Origin of the sequence: Roseateles sp. (assembly GCF_052436255.1) — a bacterium.
Lineage (GTDB): Bacteria > Pseudomonadota > Gammaproteobacteria > Burkholderiales > Burkholderiaceae_C > Pelomonas.
Genome location: NZ_JBQVNP010000067.1, coordinates 1 through 17,252, shown reverse-complemented (window position 1 = coordinate 17,252; position 17,252 = coordinate 1). Strand labels below are relative to the sequence as shown.

At 67.2% G+C, this 17,252-nt stretch carries 15 protein-coding genes; 7 read left to right on the top strand and 8 right to left on the bottom strand.

The annotated features are described in order from the left end of the window. Window positions 1-12 precede the first annotated feature (12 nt). Both ACT6S0_RS15815 and ACT6S0_RS15810 read right to left on the bottom strand, forming a co-directional pair. Window positions 13-711: a phosphatase PAP2 family protein gene (locus tag ACT6S0_RS15815; protein WP_444764765.1), complete on the bottom strand. Its 699-nt coding sequence runs from the start codon at window positions 709-711 to the stop codon at window positions 13-15. Between the two features lie 10 nt (window positions 712-721). Beyond that, window positions 722-1,498 carry a hypothetical protein gene (locus ACT6S0_RS15810; protein ID WP_444764764.1) on the bottom strand — a complete coding sequence of 259 codons (777 nt, stop codon included), beginning with the start codon at window positions 1,496-1,498 and terminating at the stop codon, window positions 722-724. Window positions 1,499-1,633: 135 nt separating this feature from the next. On the opposite strand from ACT6S0_RS15810, the gene ACT6S0_RS15805 reads away from it, so the two are divergent. Continuing rightward, complete coding sequence (locus ACT6S0_RS15805; protein ID WP_444764772.1) at window positions 1,634-2,509, top strand: ABC transporter substrate binding protein; 876 nt, start codon at window positions 1,634-1,636, stop codon at window positions 2,507-2,509. Then, a complete protein-coding gene (locus ACT6S0_RS15800) occupies window positions 2,506-4,830 on the top strand; it encodes a hybrid sensor histidine kinase/response regulator (RefSeq protein ID WP_444764763.1) in 2,325 nt (774 codons plus the stop codon). The genes ACT6S0_RS15805 and ACT6S0_RS15800 overlap by 4 nt, the downstream gene beginning before the upstream one ends. Here the strand turns inward: ACT6S0_RS15800 and ACT6S0_RS15795 are convergent. Continuing rightward, window positions 4,773-5,555, bottom strand: a complete 783-nt coding sequence (locus ACT6S0_RS15795; RefSeq protein ID WP_444764762.1) for a response regulator — start codon at window positions 5,553-5,555, stop codon at window positions 4,773-4,775. The genes ACT6S0_RS15800 and ACT6S0_RS15795 overlap by 58 nt on opposite strands. Window positions 5,556-5,846: 291 nt before the next feature. Here ACT6S0_RS15795 and ACT6S0_RS15790 point away from each other — a divergent pair, with 291 nt between their 5' ends. Continuing rightward, window positions 5,847-6,491, top strand: a complete 645-nt coding sequence (locus ACT6S0_RS15790; protein ID WP_444764761.1) for a helix-turn-helix transcriptional regulator — start codon at window positions 5,847-5,849, stop codon at window positions 6,489-6,491. 94 nt (window positions 6,492-6,585) lie between these two features. Here ACT6S0_RS15790 and hslU read toward each other — a convergent pair whose 3' ends face one another. The 5 genes from hslU to ACT6S0_RS15765 form a co-directional block, all read right to left on the bottom strand. Beyond that, window positions 6,586-7,899: an ATP-dependent protease ATPase subunit HslU gene (hslU, locus tag ACT6S0_RS15785; RefSeq protein WP_444764760.1), complete on the bottom strand. Its 1,314-nt coding sequence runs from the start codon at window positions 7,897-7,899 to the stop codon at window positions 6,586-6,588. Window positions 7,900-7,972: 73 nt separating this feature from the next. Beyond that, window positions 7,973-8,536 (bottom strand): ATP-dependent protease subunit HslV, encoded by a 564-nt coding sequence (hslV, locus tag ACT6S0_RS15780; RefSeq protein ID WP_444764759.1) that lies wholly within the window; start codon window positions 8,534-8,536, stop codon window positions 7,973-7,975. Window positions 8,537-8,574: 38 nt separating this feature from the next. Next, entirely contained in the window at window positions 8,575-10,341 is a 1,767-nt protein-coding gene (locus tag ACT6S0_RS15775) for a hypothetical protein (RefSeq protein ID WP_444764758.1), read from the bottom strand. Window positions 10,342-10,495: 154 nt separating this feature from the next. Beyond that, window positions 10,496-11,137: an RNA polymerase-binding protein DksA gene (dksA, locus tag ACT6S0_RS15770; protein ID WP_444764757.1), complete on the bottom strand. Its 642-nt coding sequence runs from the start codon at window positions 11,135-11,137 to the stop codon at window positions 10,496-10,498. 157 nt (window positions 11,138-11,294) lie between these two features. Next, a complete protein-coding gene (locus ACT6S0_RS15765; protein ID WP_444764756.1) occupies window positions 11,295-12,356 on the bottom strand; it encodes a CobW family GTP-binding protein in 1,062 nt (353 codons plus the stop codon). 115 nt (window positions 12,357-12,471) lie between these two features. Between ACT6S0_RS15765 and ACT6S0_RS15760 the strand changes: the two genes are divergently transcribed. The 4 genes from ACT6S0_RS15760 to glyS all read left to right on the top strand — a co-directional run. After that, window positions 12,472-13,353: an HlyC/CorC family transporter gene (locus tag ACT6S0_RS15760; RefSeq protein WP_444764755.1), complete on the top strand. Its 882-nt coding sequence runs from the start codon at window positions 12,472-12,474 to the stop codon at window positions 13,351-13,353. An 8-nt stretch (window positions 13,354-13,361) separates the two neighbouring features. Continuing rightward, complete coding sequence (lnt, locus tag ACT6S0_RS15755; protein ID WP_444764754.1) at window positions 13,362-14,792, top strand: apolipoprotein N-acyltransferase; 1,431 nt, start codon at window positions 13,362-13,364, stop codon at window positions 14,790-14,792. Between the two features lie 29 nt (window positions 14,793-14,821). Beyond that, window positions 14,822-15,754, top strand: a complete 933-nt coding sequence (glyQ, locus tag ACT6S0_RS15750) for a glycine--tRNA ligase subunit alpha (protein WP_444764753.1) — start codon at window positions 14,822-14,824, stop codon at window positions 15,752-15,754. Beyond that, window positions 15,754-17,252 (top strand): glycine--tRNA ligase subunit beta (gene glyS / locus ACT6S0_RS15745; protein WP_444764752.1); only part of this gene is annotated, 1,499 nt, incomplete at its 3' end. The genes glyQ and glyS, both read left to right, overlap by 1 nt.

Genomic DNA, 17,252 nt, shown 5'->3' with positions numbered 1-17,252 from the left:
GCTGGACGTCAGTCAGCGAAGGTCGTTGTTCTCAGGCCATTCGGCCTGCGCAAGCCGCACCATGCACGCGAACCTCGGACACAACCGGAGCTGAGTGAAAACCTGGTCCGCCAGGTCCTGCCCCGCCTTGGAGTCGGAACGGAAGTGAACGCCTGCGACCTCGCGGTTGTAGGCAACATCGTTCGCGATGTCGAGCAGGGCTGCCTCGAGCTTGGGAAACATGGCGCCGAACAACCTGGCAAACAGCCGCGACTGCGCGGCATGACCGCTCGGGTAGGACGGATGCCCCGGAAACTCCGAGTCAGGCTTGGCAAACATCGGATTGAGGTCCTCGATGTAGGCCGAAGGGCGCGCCGCATTGAATTCCGTCTTGAAGTAGAACAGTACCGGCAGCAGATCGTCGTTACCCGCATTCAACAGGCGGGAGGTCGCTGGCACGTCCAGCGCGACCGACCGGCGCGCGCCCACCAAGGCCTTGAGGCGCAGATGCGGGCCCTGCACCTCGCCCAGGATGCTGTTCAGGCGTACCGGCCTATCCTGCTTGGCTGCCACAACGGCAGCGCACTCTTGCGCAAGCACAGATTCAGCAGGTGGGGGCACGTCAAACAGCTTCTGATCCAGCCAGTCGGGCGGCAGGAACTTGGGCTCCTTGGCGATGTACTCACGGAAACCGGGCGTCCAGTCCCCGGCCGGAAACGGCTTGAGCTTCATGGACAGCCTCTCAGATCTCGCCAATGGCGGCAAAGCTCAGCAGCGAGATCGCCAGTGCATCGCTCGCCCAGGCCTTGCCAGCATCGGTCGCCCGCCACGCCAGCGCGTCCCCCCGCGAGCCGATGACCGGCATGAAGCGCAAGGCGACACCCTGCTCAGCGGAACCGAGAGGATCGGCCTCAACCTGCCATGCGCCCATGAAGGTCGCGCCTGCGAACATCAGCGGCGGCAGGGAGTCGCCCATCAGGATCCGGATCGGTGTGGTGGCGGTATCCGGCTCTGCGTCACCAGCGCTCTGCAGCGACAACGGCGCAAACATCTGGTCGGTCAGCGCCCGCACGGGCAGCGTGGCCGTGGCCAGTTCAAGATCAAATGACTCCAGCGGCGGCATCTGCGCGTTGCTCAGAGTTTTGAACACCGCAGTGGCGGTCATTGGAACGCTGAGCTTCTCCACGTCCGTCGCTGACAGCTGTTGCAGAGAGTGCCCCACCATCGCACGGAAGGAGCTTGTCGCCGTCGTCAGGTGTGCGCCGAAGCCCGCCAAGTCCACCGGCTGCAGCGCCGGCAGCGCGTCGGTGGGCAGCACGCGGAAGGTGGCTGTTGCGGTGAGCGGCGACATGGCCATGGCGCCGGGCGTCGGCGCGGAGCGGAAGGCCTGGACGTTGTCATCCGCGGCATCGACCGCCACGGCCTTGACCCAACAAAAGTGGTGCTTGATCCGTTGCATGCTGACTCTCCTCCTAAACTGATTGCCATCAATGGGACGATTGGTTCGATGGGGGCCCAAACAGAATATCGAGCAAGGCCCGGTCCTCACAACGGACTTTGGGCCCGTGCTTTGGTATTGGTCCTATGGATTGGGGGCGCCGCGTTGCTGACCTCGGACAGCGCGAGCAAGGCGCAGCCGGCCCTCGTCGTGTTCATGGGCATCGACTCGCCGGAGGCGGACGCGAGCTTCCAGCGCTTCATGGCAGCCGTGGAACGGCTGCCCGACAACGGCCGGCGGCGCCTTCGCATCGAATTCACCGACTCCGGTCTGCGCACCGCAGAAACCCGTGAGGCTGCTGCGAAGCGCGTCGCACGCATGCAGCCAAGGATCGTCGTCGCGCCTTCATCCGCGACCGCCAAGATGGCCAAAGAACATCTTGGCGACACGCCCATCGTGTTCGGCAGCGTGCTCGACCCGGTTCGCTACGGCATCGTCAGCTCGATGGCGGCGCGCGCGGAGGCGATGACGGGCGTGTGGGTGGCCGACACGCTGGACGCCAAGCGGCTTGAGATCCTGCACGACGCCTATCCCAGCGCGAAGCGCATCGCCGTGCTGATCGACCGCCCATGGGGCGAGTTCTTCGACACCGAGCAGGCGCTGCCGCCAATCGCTGCGCGGCTGGGGGTGGACGTGACCATCCTGTTCGCGGAGAACACCGAGGACGCCGAGGCCTTGTTCGCCGACCCTCGCACCCGGCAGTTCGACGCCTGGTGCCTGCCGCGCACCGGATTGGCCGGACTGAACACCGCGATGATCGTCAGGCAGTTGCGCGCCTGGGGCAAACCCATCATCTTGGCCAATACGCCAGACATGGCGTCGGGTGCGCCGCTGTCCTATGCGCTCGACATGTCCTTCGCGTGGCCCGCCATGGCCGAGCTTGTCATACGCGTGCTCGACGGCGAGCCGGCAGGCGCCATTCCCGTGCTGCGCCCACAACGCGCCGTCCTGGTCGTGCGTCCTGGTTCGTCCAGCGGCTTTCCTGAACCGAGCGCACAGGTGGTCAGACGCGCGGACGTGGTGCTGCGATGAACCGCCGCTTCTGGCCGTGGCAGGCACGTCAGCGCTATCGCCCGCTGTCGCATCGCTATGCGCTGGGGCTGTCGGGCGTCACTCTCAGTCTGCTGCTGCTATCGGGCACGTCCGAGATGTATTTCGGCTACCGCGAGTCGCTGCAAGGCATCGAAGCCGTGCAGGAGGCGCTGGCTGAAGGCGCGGCGCGCGAGATCGCGGCCTATCTCGGCACTGTCGATACCGGCCTGCGCGACGTGGCGAAGATGCCCTGGGGCCGGCCCGGCTTCGGCCTCGCACAGCGGCGCGAGGAGTTCTACCGGCTCATGCAGATCGTGCCGGCCATCACCGACCTGCAGGTGGTGAATCGCGCCGGCCGGGAGCAGCTGGCAACGTCCAAGCATGCGGCGGACCGGGAGGGTTCGAACCAGCTCATCGAAGACCCCTTGATCGCCGCCATTGGCCCGCACGACGGCGTGCGGCGCGGCCGCACCTTCTTCCGCGACGGCTACCTGCCAACGCTGCGCATGGCCATTTTTGATGGCCAGGACGCCATCGTGGCCACGGTCGATCTGCGGCTGCTGGGCGACGTGGTGGCGCGGCTTCGCACTGGCGAGGCCGGGCTGGCCTACATCGTCGACGCTGACGGCATGCTGATCGCGCATCCGAAGGCGACCCATGCGCTCAGCCGTATCGACCTGTCGCGCTCCGAAGCCGTTCGTCAGGCGCGGGCGAGCGCGACCTCAGCGGCCGGGTTGATACGCGGCCTTGCGACACATGACATGGATGGCCGGCCCGTCATCACGACGGCCGCCGCCGTGCCTGGCACGGGCTGGCTCGTCTTCATGGAACAGACGCGCAGCGAAGCGCTCAAGCCAACGTGGTCGACGCTGACGCGCACGCTGCTGCTGATGGCACTGGGCGTCGGGGCGGCCCTGGTGTTTGGCATCGCCTTCGCACGCCGCATGGCGGCACCCATCGTTGCGCTACGCCAGGCCACCGCGCGCATTGCCAGCGGCGACCTGGAGACGTCGCTCAAGGTCAATCGCCACGACGAAATCGAAGACCTGGCCCAGGACTTCAACCAGATGGCCTCCCGCCTGCGCGACCTCTATGCCAGTCTGGAAGCCAAGGTCGCCCACCGCACCGCCGAGCTTTCCGACGCACGTGACGTGCTGACGGCGCGCGCCAACGAACTGTCGCTGCTCAAAGACGAAGCCGAACGCGCCAACGCCGCCAAGACCCGCTTCCTCGCCGCTGCCAGCCACGACCTGCGCCAGCCCATGCATTCGATCAGCCTGCTGATCGGCGTGCTGCGCACCCGCCTGGCCGACCCCGCACAGATCGACCTCGCCGACAAGGTGCAGTCCTCGGTGACAACGATGGAGAACCTGTTCGGCAACCTGCTCGACATCTCCAAGCTCGATGCCGGCGCCGTGCATCCCCACATCGAAGACGTGGACCTGGGTTGGCTGCTGGAACGCGCAGCGCAGACCTGGCTGCCGCAGGCACAGGAGAAAGGCTTGAGCCTGCGTGTGCGCCCCGGCCGCTGCGTCGTGCGCGGTGACGCGACGCTGCTGGAGCGCATCGTCGGCAATCTGCTCGCCAACGCCATCCGCTATACCCGCATCGGCGGCGTGTTGGTCGGCTGCAGGCGGCGCGGGGAGCGTTGCGAGCTGCAGATCTGGGACTCGGGTCCGGGCATCGCGCCGGAGCATCTCGACGCGATCTTCGAAGAGTTCTTCCGCATCGGTGCGCCCGGCACCGGGCAGGAGAAGGGGCTGGGGCTCGGGCTGTCCATCGTGCGGCGCTGCGCGCACATCCTGGGCTATTCAGTCACCGTGCAGAGCCGCGAAGGCAGGGGGTCGGTCTTCAAGGTCTTGCTGCCGCTGGTCGCGGGCGCGGCGGCGTCGCCTGCCGCTGCGGGCGCGATCAACGCGCCGCTGCAGGCGCTGGACGGCAACTTCGTCGTCGTGGTGGACGACGAGGCCACCAATCGCGAAGCCGTGCGGGACGCTCTGCTGGCCGCCGGCTGCCACGTGGTGATCGCGGCCAACGGCGCCGATGCGCTGGCGCAGCTGGCGGCGCACTTGCGCACGCCTGATGTGATCCTGACCGACTTCCAGTTGGGCACTGCGGGTGACGGCCTGGATGTGATCCGCCGGCTGCGCGCTCTTTACGACGAGGCGATTCCCGCGCTGGTCGTGACCGCAAATACGGACACGCGACTGCCCGCCGAGGCCGCAGCGCTGGGCGCCGGCCTGCTGCACAAGCCCGTCGGGCTTCAGCGCCTGTTGTTGGCGCTCAAGGAGTCGCTGGAGACCGCGCCCCGAAGCAGCTGAGCGTCATCGAACCGCAGGCCGATGCGTCCGGCCGCCACGATGGCTTGGGTGCGTGTCGTGACGTTCAAGGCGCGCAGCACGGCCGAGGTGTGAGCCTTCACGGTGCTCAGGGAGAGGTCGAGTTCGCGCGCGATCAGCTTGGCCGGCTTGCCCTGCAGCAGCAGGTGCAGCACCTCGGCTTGCCGCGGCGTGAGGCCCAAGTCGACCGGCCGACGGCCGGGCGCATCGGCCGGCGCCTCAGGCCCGGCGGGCGACATCGCAGCGCGCATCGGCATGACGGCTGCCGTGGGCGCCGCTGACGGCGCAGCCGCTGGCGCCGGGTTGCGCGCCGCCAGAAAGACGCTGGGCGGCAAGTAGATGCCCTTGGCGAGGATGAGCTTGAGCGCGCCGATCATGACGGCCGACGTCGCGCTCTTGGGAATGAAGCCCATCGCGCCAGCGTCCAGGGCCGCGAGAACCGTCTCCTTGTCATCCGCCGACGACATGACCACCACCGGCATCCCGGGATGTGCTTCGCGCAGGCGCTGGACGCCCTCCAGGCCCGAGGCGCCAGGCAGCCCAAGGTCCATGAGGACCAGTTCAGCCGCGCCGCGTTCCTCGATCAGCCTGAAGGCCTCTTCGCAACTGCCCGCCTCCCAGGTCTCAAGCGGCTGAACGAGGGGCCGCAGCAACAGGGCGATTCCCTCTCTGAACAAGGTGTGGTCGTCGACGAGCAGAACTCTCATGGGGCGCTATGGATGCGAGCCGATGTTAGCGAGCAATCGAGGCGCCAGCGCCGCTCCGGCATTGGCCTTATGGATAGGCCTGAAGGGCAAGACGGGCACGCCCCTCGTCCCCGCCACAAACGGTGTGCAGCCGTATTCCAACGTCCCTTTGGAGGGGCGGCCAAGCCTCTACCAAGCCGGGCCTGTCGACCATCTGGACCGGCCGTCAGGGCAATGCCGCAACCGCGGGGCGCCCATCAAACTTGCCAGCAAAGCAACCGCTGTCATCGCCACCGCCCTGGGAGATCCTTCATGCTGCCCGCCCTCCAAACCCCCTCAGCGAACCACCGTTCACAGGCAGGCTTCACACCTGCAGCTTCGACTTGTCAGGTACTGGCCGCCCTGCCCCAGCCCATGCTCGTGGCGCGGCCCGACCGGCGCCTGCTGTTCCGCAACCGCGGTGCCGAGAGCCTGCTGCACGACCGGCGCGTGGAGGTGAGCGCCGACCATCTGATGCAGATCGGGCAGCTCGACGCAGCGCGGCTGGAGCCCCCCTTGCGCCTGGCGCAGGCCGGTTCGACTGCCTATGTCGGGTTGTGGTTCACGCCGCAGATCAGCACCGGCTGGCTGCACAGCATGCCGGTGCCTGAAGACCTCGCAGCCGGCGCGGGCTGGCCGGCGGACGCGGTGCTGCTGGTCATTCATCTGGACCAGCCCACGCTGACCCAAGCGGCACGCATCGATGCCCTGGCTCGCCACAGCCGGCTCAGCACCACCGAGCGCCATGTCCTGATGCTGCTGGGCGACGGCATGACGGTGGAGACTGCGGCGGCTCATCTCGGTGTGTGCCTGTCGACGCTACGCAGTCACGTGCGCAATCTGCTCGGCAAGACGCAGGCCTCTTCGCTGATGCAGTTGCTGCGCTGGGTGGGCAGCGGCCAGGCGCTGCCGCACTAGCTGGACCACCATGGCCACACGGCCGCCCGCAAAACGCGCACTTGCCGGTGGCCCGGCAAAGCCGGCTCCACGGCGCTCACTCGGCAATACCGACCTAAAGAATGAAGCGCGACAGATCCTCATTCGCCGCCAGCGCCGCCAGCTTGGCATCCACCGCCGCCGCATCCAGCGAGACCGTCTGACCCGAGTTGCGCGGCGCGTCGAAGCTGATCTCGTCGAGCAATCGCTCCATCACCGTGGCCAGGCGCCGCGCACCGATGTTCTCGGTGCGCTCGTTGACCTCGAAGGCGATCTCCGCTAAGCGGCGCACGGCCTCGGGCTGGAGGTCCAGCGTGACCCCTTCGGTCGCGAGCAGAGCCTGGTATTGCTTGACGAGGCTGGCATGCGTGCTGGTCAGGATGGCCTCGAAGTCGGCCACCGACAGCGAGTCGAGCTCGACGCGGATGGGCAGGCGCCCCTGCAGCTCGGGGATCAGGTCGCTCGGCTTGGCGAGGTGGAAGGCGCCGCTGGCGATGAAGAGGATGTGGTCGGTCCTGACCATGCCGTATTTGGTCGACACCGTCGTGCCTTCGACCAGCGGCAGCAGGTCGCGTTGCACGCCCTGGCGTGAGACCTCGGCGCCACCGTGTTCGTTGCGGGAGGCGACCTTGTCGATCTCGTCAACGAAGACGATGCCCATCTCCTGGGCGTTGGTCAGCGCCGTGGCGCGGATCTCCTCCTCGTTGACGAGCTTGGCCGCCTCTTCGTCGACCAGCAGCTTCAGCGCCTCGGCGATCTTGAGCTTGCGCGTCTTCTTCTGCGCGCCGCCGAACTGGCTGAACATGCCCTTGAGCTGCTCGGCCATGTCTTCCATGCCGGGCTGGTTGCCGAAGGGCGTCAGCACCTCCAGGCTGGGCTTGGGCGCAAGCAGGTCGAGTTCGATGTCCTTGTCGTCGAGCTGGCCCTCGCGCAGGCGCTTGCGCATGGTCTGGCGGGTGGCGTTGTCCGCATCGACGCCCGGCAGCAGCACGCCAAGGATGCGGTCCTCGGCCGCGTCTTCGGCGCGCGTCTGGCAGCGGCGCATGGCGACCTCGCGCTCCTGCTTGACGGCCACTTCCACCAGGTCGCGAATGATGGAGTCGACGTCCTTGCCGACGTAGCCGACCTCGGTGAACTTGGTCGCCTCGACCTTGACGAAGGGCGCACCGGCCAGCTTGGCCAGGCGGCGTGCGATCTCGGTCTTGCCAACGCCGGTGGGGCCGATCATCAGAATGTTCTTGGGCGTGATCTCGCCGCGCAGCTTGTCGTCGACCTGCTGGCGGCGCCAGCGGTTGCGCATGGCAATGGCAACGGCGCGCTTGGCGGCCTGCTGGCCAACGATATGGCGGTCCAGCTCGGAGACGATCTCCTGAGGCGTCATCGAACTCATTCCGAGGCCCGCTCGGCCGCCCGAAGGGCATCGCGCCCCCGCGGGGGGCAGTGAACGAAGTGAACGTGGGGGCTCATAGCACCTCCAAGGTGTGGTTCTGGTTGGTGTAGATGCAGATCTCGCCGGCAATCTCCAGCGACTTCTTGACGATGTCGGCGGCGCCCAGTTCGGTGTGCGCCAGCAGTGCCTTGGCCGCGGCCTGGGCGTAGGCGCCGCCGGAGCCGATGGCGACGATGCCCTGCTCGGGCTCCAGCACATCGCCGTTGCCGGTGATGATCAGCGACGCCGTGCGGTCGGCCACAGCCAGCATGGCCTCGAGGCGGCGCAGCACGCGGTCGGTGCGCCAGTCGCGCGTCAGCTCGACGGCGGCGCGCACGAGGTGGCCCTGGTGTTTTTCGAGCTTGGCCTCGAAGCGCTCGAACAAGGTGAAGGCGTCGGCGGTGGCGCCGGCAAAACCGGCCAGCACCTGATCGCGGTAAAGCTTGCGGACCTTGCGGGCGCTCGACTTGACGACCGTGTTGCCCAGGGTCACCTGGCCGTCGCCGCCGATCGCGACCTGCCAGCCGGAAGGCGTCTGGCGCCGCACCGAGATGATGGTGGTGCCGTGGTAGACGGCGGAGGAGGAATCAGAAGACATAGTGGCTCCAGATGAGGCCTGGGAGCCGCGGTGCAAGATCAGTTGATCCGCACTTTTACTTTCGCGTGCTCGTTGATGCCCATCGCGCCGAAGAACAGCGCGACGAGGCGGTGCGTGTCGGTGAAGACGACGCCGCGGTTCTCGCTGCGGCGCTGCAGCACCCAGTTCAGCAGATCACCGGCTGCCAGGAAATCCAGCCGGATCAGCTTGGTGCAGGAAATGTTGATGAGGCTGGCCTCGCCGACCTCGGCGGACATGGCGCGCAAGGTGTCGGAGATGTCACCGCCCAGCTGGCCCATCAATTCGAGCTGTGCTGCCGCCATTGCGCCCTCCGGCAGGCCGGTGTCCAGAAAGGTGGACTGGGCCTCGCTCTGCATCGTGCTGGTGGCGGGGCTGTTGGTCGACCCGCCGTCGCTGCCGATGCGCACGCGGCACTTGGCGCGTTCCCAGGATGGCGGCGAAACCTCGTAGGTGACGCAATAGTCGATGGCGGCTTCATCGAACTGGTCTGGTCGGTTGGCCAGGCGCAGGGCCTCCAGGCGCAGCATCCACAACGCCGGATCGGTATCGCGCTCGCCGACCGGCGCGACTTCCTTGAGCTGGGACAGGAAGCGGTCGCCGCCGACCCAGCGCTGGTCGACCTGCTGCTGCGCCCACTGGCGGAACAGTTGGCGCAGCTGGATCGCCGCCTCGATCTCGATGGCGTCCAGAGCGCCCCAGTCGAAGACCCAGGGCATGGGCAGGGTTTCGCTGCGCCTTTGCAGCACCGACACATCGTCGGCCGTCAGCATGGGCGGCGCCGTCCAGCTGACCTGGCTGGCCTTGGCCATCGGCGAGCGGTTGGACTGGCGGGTCGATTCGGCGACCAGCTTGGGCATCGAGAACCATTGCGGTGCCGACAGGCCGAACTGCTGGGCGTACTCGACCGCCAGCGCCTCGAACTTGCCCTGGGCGCCGGTGGCGCGGTAATGGTCGAACAGCACCAGCCAGGTCTCGCCATGCAGGTTGCGGCTGCCGCCCGGACGCACCAGCTCCGTCAGCGCGCGCTCGCTGTTCTCGTAGTCGGCGTTGGCGAAGGCGATGACGGCCTCATCCAGATCGGGGTCGTGCACCAGTTCCTGCACCTCGACGTCGGGCGTGGATTCGGCCAGCGTGAACGACAGCGGCATGTCCAGCGGCGGCAGGTCGGGCAGGCGGCTGGCAGGCGAATCGGACAGCGGCGGAATGGCCGCACCCATGGTCACGGCGGCCGGCGGCGTCGGCGCCTGCAGGCGCTGGACCTCGCGGGGCGTGGAAAACTCGCTGACACGGCCGTTGGCGGCAGCATCGGCGCCCGGCGTCGCGGCGACGGTGGATGCGAAGGCGGCGGGCCGCGTGCTGATCTCGAAGAAGCCGGGCTGGTGCTTGGGCACGGCCTGCGTCGTCGCAAAGCTCTCGCCCACCATCTGCTGTTCGATCTCGTCGATCTTGGCCTTCACGCCGAGGTCGATCTTGGAGCTGGGCTCGCTGATGCGGTCGTCGTCGCCCAATCTGGACGGCGACGCGGCAAGGGCGGCCAGTTGCTCGGGCGTCAGGCCTTCACGGCGGATGCGGCGCAGCATGTCGAGTTCGCGCTTGCGCACGAAGTCGTTGCGGCGCTTGCGCTCCACCATGGCGCGGAGCTCGGCCTTGGCGAGGTCGCCCTCGGGGTCGTCCTGGCGCGAGTTGATCTCCGACCAGTCCGTCGTCGGATTGGCGACGAAGCGCGCGACCTTGCGGAAAAAGCTGTCGCCTTCCTTGGGGTCTGCGGGCTTGGAGTCGGACATGTCTGGGAGCGATGGAAGTTAGTGAGTTGCGGGCCAAGCGCCGGGCCGCCCCCAAGCCGGCCCGCCGTGGCGATGTGCTTGCCGGTCAACCCGGCAAGCATCGTCGTCCCCCAGGGGGACCGGCCAAGGTACTCCTTGGACGAGGCACACCATCTCAATCCCCGAACATCTTTTGCTTGAGCTCGCGGCGCTGCTGCGCTTCGAGCGACAGCGTCGCCGTCGGGCGGGCGATCAGGCGACCCAGGCCGATGGGCTCGCCGGTCTCGTCGCAGTAGCCGTACTCGCCCGTATCGAGGCGGGCGATGGATTGCACGATTTTCTTCAGCAGCTTGCGCTCGCGGTCGCGCGTGCGCAGCTCCAGCGCATGCTCTTCCTCGATGGTGGCGCGGTCGGCAGGATCGGGCACGATGGTCGTGTCCTCGCGCAGATGCTCGGTCGTCTCGCCTGCGTTGGACAGCACCCCGTTCTTCAGCTCGGTCAGCTTGGCGCGGAAGAACTCGATCTGCTTGGCATTCATGTACTCCGAGTCCGGCATGGCCAGGACTTCGGCGTCGGTCAGCTCGGCACCGGGTTTGCTCTTCCACGCGTTGACGAGCTTGGGGTCACCCTTCGCAGCGGCCACGCGCGGTGCATCGTCGGTGTGGTTGGCACCGCGCGCGGGCGGCTTGGGCGGCGCAAAGCGGTCGGCGAACCGATTCGCCGGTGCGGGCGCTTCCAACATGGCGACGTCCGCACCGATATCGGTCTTCTTCGCACCTTTGGATGCGGCGGTTTTTGGGGCCGGGGTCTTGCTCACAGTCATCTCCTCGCTCAGGGCTTGCATCGGCGCGGTGTCAGACCTTGATCCCACTGCTGTTCAGCCGGCGGCCCAACTTTGAGCGCGGCGGATTGTAGCCATGTGAATTCATCGATCCGCACCCCTCCGGAAACGGTGCTCCGGAGGGCCAGGAACATCAAGCCAAACAACCTTCCAAGCCTTGCAACAAGATCTCTTTCGGAAGGTCGATACCAATGAACACCATCTTGCTCTGCTTTTTCTCTCCGGGCATCCATTTCGGCCCGAGATCGGAACCCATCATCTGGTGAACACCCTGGAAGATGACCTTCTTGTCCGTGCCTTTCATGTGTAGGACACCCTTGTATCTCAGCATCTTGGGCCCATAGACCTGCACGATGGCGCCGAGGAAGTCCTCCAGCTTGGCGGGATTGAAGGGCTTGTCCGACTTGAAGACGAAGCTCTTCACGTCGTCATCATGGGCGTGATGGTGCGGGTGATCGCAATGTTCACCATGCTCGTGATCATGATCGTGATGATCATGGCCGTGATGGTGGTCATGGGCGTCGGCCTTCAGGAAGTCGGGGTCGATCTCCAGCTTGGCGTTCAGGTTGAAGCCGCGCAGGTCGAAAACCTTGCTGAGCGGCACCTCGCCGAAATGCGCCGTCTGGATGGGCGCGCGCGGATTCATGTGCTTGATGCGGTGCACCAGTGCTTCGACCGCCGCCGGCTCGACCAGGTCGCTCTTGCTGATGAAGATCTGGTCGGCAAAACCCACCTGCATGCGTGCTTCCTGGCGGGCGTTGAGCTGCTCGTCGGCGTGCTTGGCGTCCACCAGGGTCAGCACCGAGTCCAGCAGATAGCTCTCGGCGATCTCGTCGTCCATGAAGAAGGTCTGCGCGACGGGGCCGGGGTCGGCCAGGCCGGTGGTCTCGATGATGACGCGGTCGAAGGTCAATTCACCCTTGCGACGCTTGGCGGCCAGGTCGCTCAGCGTCGTGCGCAGGTCCTCGCGGATGGTGCAGCAGACGCAGCCATTGCTCATCTGGATGATCTGCTCGTTGGTGTCCGACACGAGGATGTCGTTGTCGATGTTCTCCTCGCCGAACTCGTTCTCGATGATGGCGATCCTCTGCCCGTGGGCTTCGGTCAGCACGCGCTTGAGCAGCGTGGTCTTACCGGCGCCCAGGAAGCCCGTGAGGATGGTGGCGGGGATGAGGCCTTTGGCGGAAGAGGACATGGCGGGGGACCGTTTCGAATGAAGGCGACACAGATAGGGACTGGGCGCAGGACTACAAGGGTTTGTCAAACCGATCGGCTATTCTGTCCCCTGTCGCAATCCTTTGATGCTCCCCTTGAGCGAACCACATTCAGGCAGGCCCCCAGTTCGCGGGGCCGCCAAACACCAGCCCGAGGCACGTGGCCTGCTGGAGCGCATGCTGGAGTTCCTGCACCCCGGCCCGGACTCCAAGTCCGAACTGATCGACACCCTGGCCGATGCCGAACAGCGTGAGCTGATCGAGCCCGAGTCGCGCCAGATGCTCGAAGGCGTGTTGCGCATGGCCGAGCTGTCGGCCGGCGACGCGATGGTGGCCGCGCCGCGCATGGACCTGCTGGACATCGATGCGCCCTACGACGAGCTGCTGGGCGTCGTCATCGACACCGGCCATTCGCGCTTCCCCGTCTATGAAGGCACGCGGGACAACATCATCGGCATCCTGCTGGCCAAGGACCTGCTGAAAATGCAGCGCGCGCCCGAGCTGAACCTGCGCGCCCTGTTGCGCCCGGCCGTCTTCGTGCCCGAGAGCAAGGGGCTCAACGAGCTGCTGCGCGACTTTCGCTCCAACCGCAACCATCTCGCCATCGTCATCGACGAGTTCGGCAACACCGCCGGCCTCATCACCATCGAGGACGTGCTGGAAGAGATCGTCGGCGAGATCGAGGACGAGTTCGACGAAGAGAGCTCGGACACCGGCATCTACACGCTGGCCGACGGCAGCCAGCGCGTGGCCGGCGACGCGACCATCACGGCCGTCAACGCCGCCTTCGGTCTGGCCCTGTCGGAACAAGACTTCGACACCATCGGCGGCCTCGTCGCCCACGAGCATGGCCGGGTGCCGCGCCGCGGCGAAGCCGTGCGGGTCGCGGGGCTCAACTTCGCCGTCATGCTGACCCGCGGCGGCGCGGTGCGCTGGTTCAAGGTCACGCGCGCTCCCGAAGGCGAGTCCGCGGCGTGAAGACCGCGGTGAAAGCAGCGGCGGCCCTGGCCGCCGGGCTGCTGCACACGGCCTCCTTTGCCCCGACCGAGGCCTGGTGGGCCCAGATCGCCGCGCTGGCCATTCTGTTCGGCCTCGTGTCGCAGGCCACGCCGCGCGTTGCCGCGCTGTGCGGTGCCTTGTTCGGCTGGGGCTGGCTGGCCTCGGGGCTGTGGTGGCTGCACATCAGCATGCACCAGTTCGGCGGCCTGCCCTGGTTGCTTGCCGCGCTGGCGGTCGCCTTGCTGGCGGCTTTCCTGTGCAGCTATTACGCGCTGGCGCTGGGGCTGACGGCACGCTGGATCGCGCCCGGCCGCCTCCGCCTGCTGGCCCTGGTGCCGGCCTGGCTGCTGGCCGAACTGGCGCGGGCGACCTGGTTCACCGGGTTTCCGTGGATCGCCTCGGGCTATGCGCACAGCGTCGGGCCGCTGGCGGGCTGGGCGGCGTGGATCGGTGTCTACGGGATCACGGCGCTGGCCGCGCTGGCCGCTGCCGGCCTGGTGCTGATGCGCGACAAGGCCTGGCGCCTGGCCGCGCCGGCGCTGCTCCTGCCGCTGGCCGGCCTGCTGCTGCCGCTGGACTTCACCGCATCGACCGGGCGCGTCACCCTGTCCCTGGTCCAGCCCAGCATCCCGCAGGATCACAAGTTCGACCCCGCCCGCTTTGCCGCCAACATGGAACTGCTGGCCCGGCTCATCGAGTCGGCCCGCGGCGAGGTCGTCATCACGCCGGAATCCGTCGTGCCCCTGCCGCTGGCCGAGCTGGACCGCGCCACGCTCGCTCGCCTGTCCAACCCCGAGCGACCGGCGCTGCTCGGCAGCTTCCTGGGCAATGCCGAGGAGGGCTATGTGAATTCAGTCGTCGGCCTGGGCAGCGACTATCACTACGGCAAGCATCATCTGCTGCCCTTCGGCGAATTCATCCCGCCGGGCTTCGGCTGGTTTGTGCGCGCCATGAACATCCCGCTGGACGACCAGGCCCGCGGCAGCCACCAGCGCGCCTGGGCCGTCGCCGGCCAGCGCCTGCGGCCGCTGATCTGCTACGAGGACTTGTTCGGCGAGGACTTCGTGCAAAGCGCCGTGGGGCCCGACGCGGCGACCGTCTTCGTCAACGTCAGCAACCTGGCCTGGTTCGGCACCGTCATGATCCAGGACCAGCACCTGCAGTTCTCGCAGATGCGCGCGCTGGAGTTCCAGCGCCCGGTCGTGCGCTCGACCAACACCGGCTCGACGGCCGTCATCGACCACCAAGGCCGCATCACCGCCCGCCTGCCGGCGCTGCAACGCGGCGTGCTGGAGGCCGATGTCGACGGTCGCAGCGGCTCGACGCCCTATGCCCGCTGGCTGGCCGCGCTGGGCCTGTGGCCGCTCTGGGGCCTGGGGCTGTTGACCCTGATCGGACTGAGGAAGGCCGGCCAATAGAATCAGCCACCCCCTTCTAGACGGATCCCATGCTGACCTTCCAGCAAATCATCCTGACGCTTCAGGACTATTGGTCCCAACAAGGCTGCGCATTGCTGCAGCCCTATGACATGGAAGTCGGCGCCGGCACCAGCCACACCGCCACCTTCCTGCGCGCCCTCGGCCCCGAGCCCTGGAAGGCCGGCTATGTGCAGCCCAGCCGCCGCCCCAAGGACGGCCGCTACGGCGACAACCCGAACCGCCTGCAGCACTACTACCAGTACCAGGTCGTGCTCAAGCCTGCGCCGGCCAACATCCTGGAGCTCTACCTCGGCTCGCTGGAGGCCCTCGGTTTCGACCTGAAGAAGAACGACGTGCGCTTCGTCGAGGACGACTGGGAGAACCCCACGCTCGGCTGCTGGGGCCTGGGCTGGGAGGTCTGGTTGAACGGCATGGAGGTCACGCAGTTCACCTACTTCCAGCAGGTCGGTGGCATCGACTGCAAGCCCATCACCGGCGAGATCACCTATGGCCTGGAGCGCCTGGCGATGTATCTGCAGGGCCAGGAATCGGTCTACGACCTGGTCTACACCGACGGCCTGACCTATGGCGATGTGTTCCACCAGAACGAGGTCGAGCAGAGCACCTACAACTTCGAGCACAGCGACGTGGACTTTCTGCTCGGCGCCTTCGCCGCCCACGAAAAGACCAGCCAGGCGCTGATGGCCGAAAGGCTGGCCCTGCCCGCCTACGAGCAGCTGCTGAAGGCCGCCCACAGCTTCAACCTGCTGGACGCGCGCGGCGCCATCAGTGTGACGGAGCGCGCCGCCTACATCGGCCGCATCCGCAACCTGGCGCGCGCCGTCGCGCAGAGCTATCTCGAAAGCCGTGCACGCCTGGGCTTTCCGATGGCACCCAAAGCCTGGGCCGATGAAGTCGTCGCACAGATCGAACTGAAGAACAGCAAGAAAGCGGCAGCTTGATGAATTTGCTCGTTGAACTGTTTGTCGAAGAACTGCCGCCGAAGGCGTTGAAGAAGCTGGGCGAGTCATTCGCCGGTGTGCTGGCCGACAGCCTCAAGGCCCAGGGTCTCGCCGCTGCGGATGCGGCCGTGACGTCATTCGCCTCGCCGCGCCGCCTCGGCGTGCATGTCGCCGACGTTGCCGCCAAAGCCGCCGACAAGGCCGTGCAGCAAAAGCTGATGCCCGTCGCCGTGGCGCTGACCGCCGAGGGCCAGGCCACGCCCGCGCTGTTGAAGAAGCTCGCTTCGGTCGGCGCCAGCCCGGAGGTCGTGCCCCAGCTCAAGCGCGCTCCCGATGGCAAGGCCGAGGCGCTGTTCTGGGACAGCCTGCAGCCCGGCGCCACCCTCGCCCAGGGCCTGCAAAAGGCACTGGATGAGACGCTGGCCAAGCTGCCCATCCCCAAGGTCATGACCTACCAGCTGGCCGACGGCTGGACCGACGTGAAGTTCGTGCGCCCGGCGCATGGCCTGGTCGCCCTGCATGGCCCCTCGATCGTGCCCGTCCAGGCGCTGGGACTGACGGCCGGTCGCACGACCAGCGGCCATCGCTTCGAGGCCGCCCAGCCCAGCGTCAGCATCGACTCGGCCGACAGCTATGCCGCGCAGCTGCGCGAGCAAGGCGCCGTCATCGCCAGCTTCGCCGAGCGCCGCGCCGAGATCTCGCGCCAGCTCAAGGGCGCCGCCGAGGCGCTCAGCCTCACGCCCATCGACGACGAGGCCCTGCTGGACGAAGTCACCGCCCTGGTCGAGCGCCCCAACGTGCTGACCTGCGCCTTCGAGGCCGAGTTCCTGGCCGTGCCGCAGGAATGCCTCATCCTGACGATGAAGGCCAACCAGAAGTACTTCCCGCTGCTGGACAAGGCCGGCAAGCTGACCCGCCACTTCCTGGTCGTCAGCAACATCGCGCCGGCCGACGCCAGCGCCGTCGTGCAAGGCAACGAGCGCGTCGTGCGCCCGCGCCTGGCCGACGCCAAGTTCTTCTTCGACCAGGACCGCAAGAAGAAGCTCGCCGACCGCCTGCCCGGCCTGGCCAAGGTGGTCTATCACGGCAAGCTGGGCAGCCAGGGCGAGCGCGCCGAGCGCGTCCGCGCGATTGCGCATGCCATCGTCAACCAGCTGCGCATGGCCACCGTGCCCTACACGGTCGAGGCCAAGGACGAGTTCGATGTGCTGGACAGCAAGGTCCAGCAGGCCTCGACGCTGGCCAAGTGCGACCTGCTGACCGACATGGTCGGGGAGTTCCCGGAACTGCAAGGCATCATGGGCGGCTACTACGCCCGCCACGAGGGCCTGCGCGACGGCGTGGCCATCGCCATCGAGGACCACTACAAGCCGCGCTTCGCCGGCGACGCGCTGCCGCGCAACCACACCGGCACGGTCGTGGCACTGGCCGACAAGCTGGAGACGCTGGTGGGCCTGTTCGGCATCAAGCAGTTGCCCACCGGCGACAAGGACCCCTT

Bases quoted from the DNA above. Each gene is read 5' to 3' on its own strand.
- ACT6S0_RS15815 (WP_444764765.1), bottom strand. From the start codon at position 711: ATGAAGCTCAAGCCGTTTCCGGCCGGGGACTGGACGCCCGGTTTCCGT.
- ACT6S0_RS15805 (WP_444764772.1), top strand. From the start codon at position 1,634: ATGGGCATCGACTCGCCGGAGGCGGACGCGAGCTTCCAGCGCTTCATG.
- ACT6S0_RS15800 (WP_444764763.1), top strand. From the start codon at position 2,506: ATGAACCGCCGCTTCTGGCCGTGGCAGGCACGTCAGCGCTATCGCCCG.
- ACT6S0_RS15795 (WP_444764762.1), bottom strand. From the start codon at position 5,555: ATGAGAGTTCTGCTCGTCGACGACCACACCTTGTTCAGAGAGGGAATC.
- ACT6S0_RS15790 (WP_444764761.1), top strand. From the start codon at position 5,847: ATGCTGCCCGCCCTCCAAACCCCCTCAGCGAACCACCGTTCACAGGCA.
- hslU (WP_444764760.1), bottom strand. From the start codon at position 7,899: ATGAGTTCGATGACGCCTCAGGAGATCGTCTCCGAGCTGGACCGCCAT.
- hslV (WP_444764759.1), bottom strand. From the start codon at position 8,536: ATGTCTTCTGATTCCTCCTCCGCCGTCTACCACGGCACCACCATCATC.
- ACT6S0_RS15775 (WP_444764758.1), bottom strand. From the start codon at position 10,341: ATGTCCGACTCCAAGCCCGCAGACCCCAAGGAAGGCGACAGCTTTTTC.
- ACT6S0_RS15765 (WP_444764756.1), bottom strand. From the start codon at position 12,356: ATGTCCTCTTCCGCCAAAGGCCTCATCCCCGCCACCATCCTCACGGGC.
- glyQ (WP_444764753.1), top strand. From the start codon at position 14,822: ATGCTGACCTTCCAGCAAATCATCCTGACGCTTCAGGACTATTGGTCC.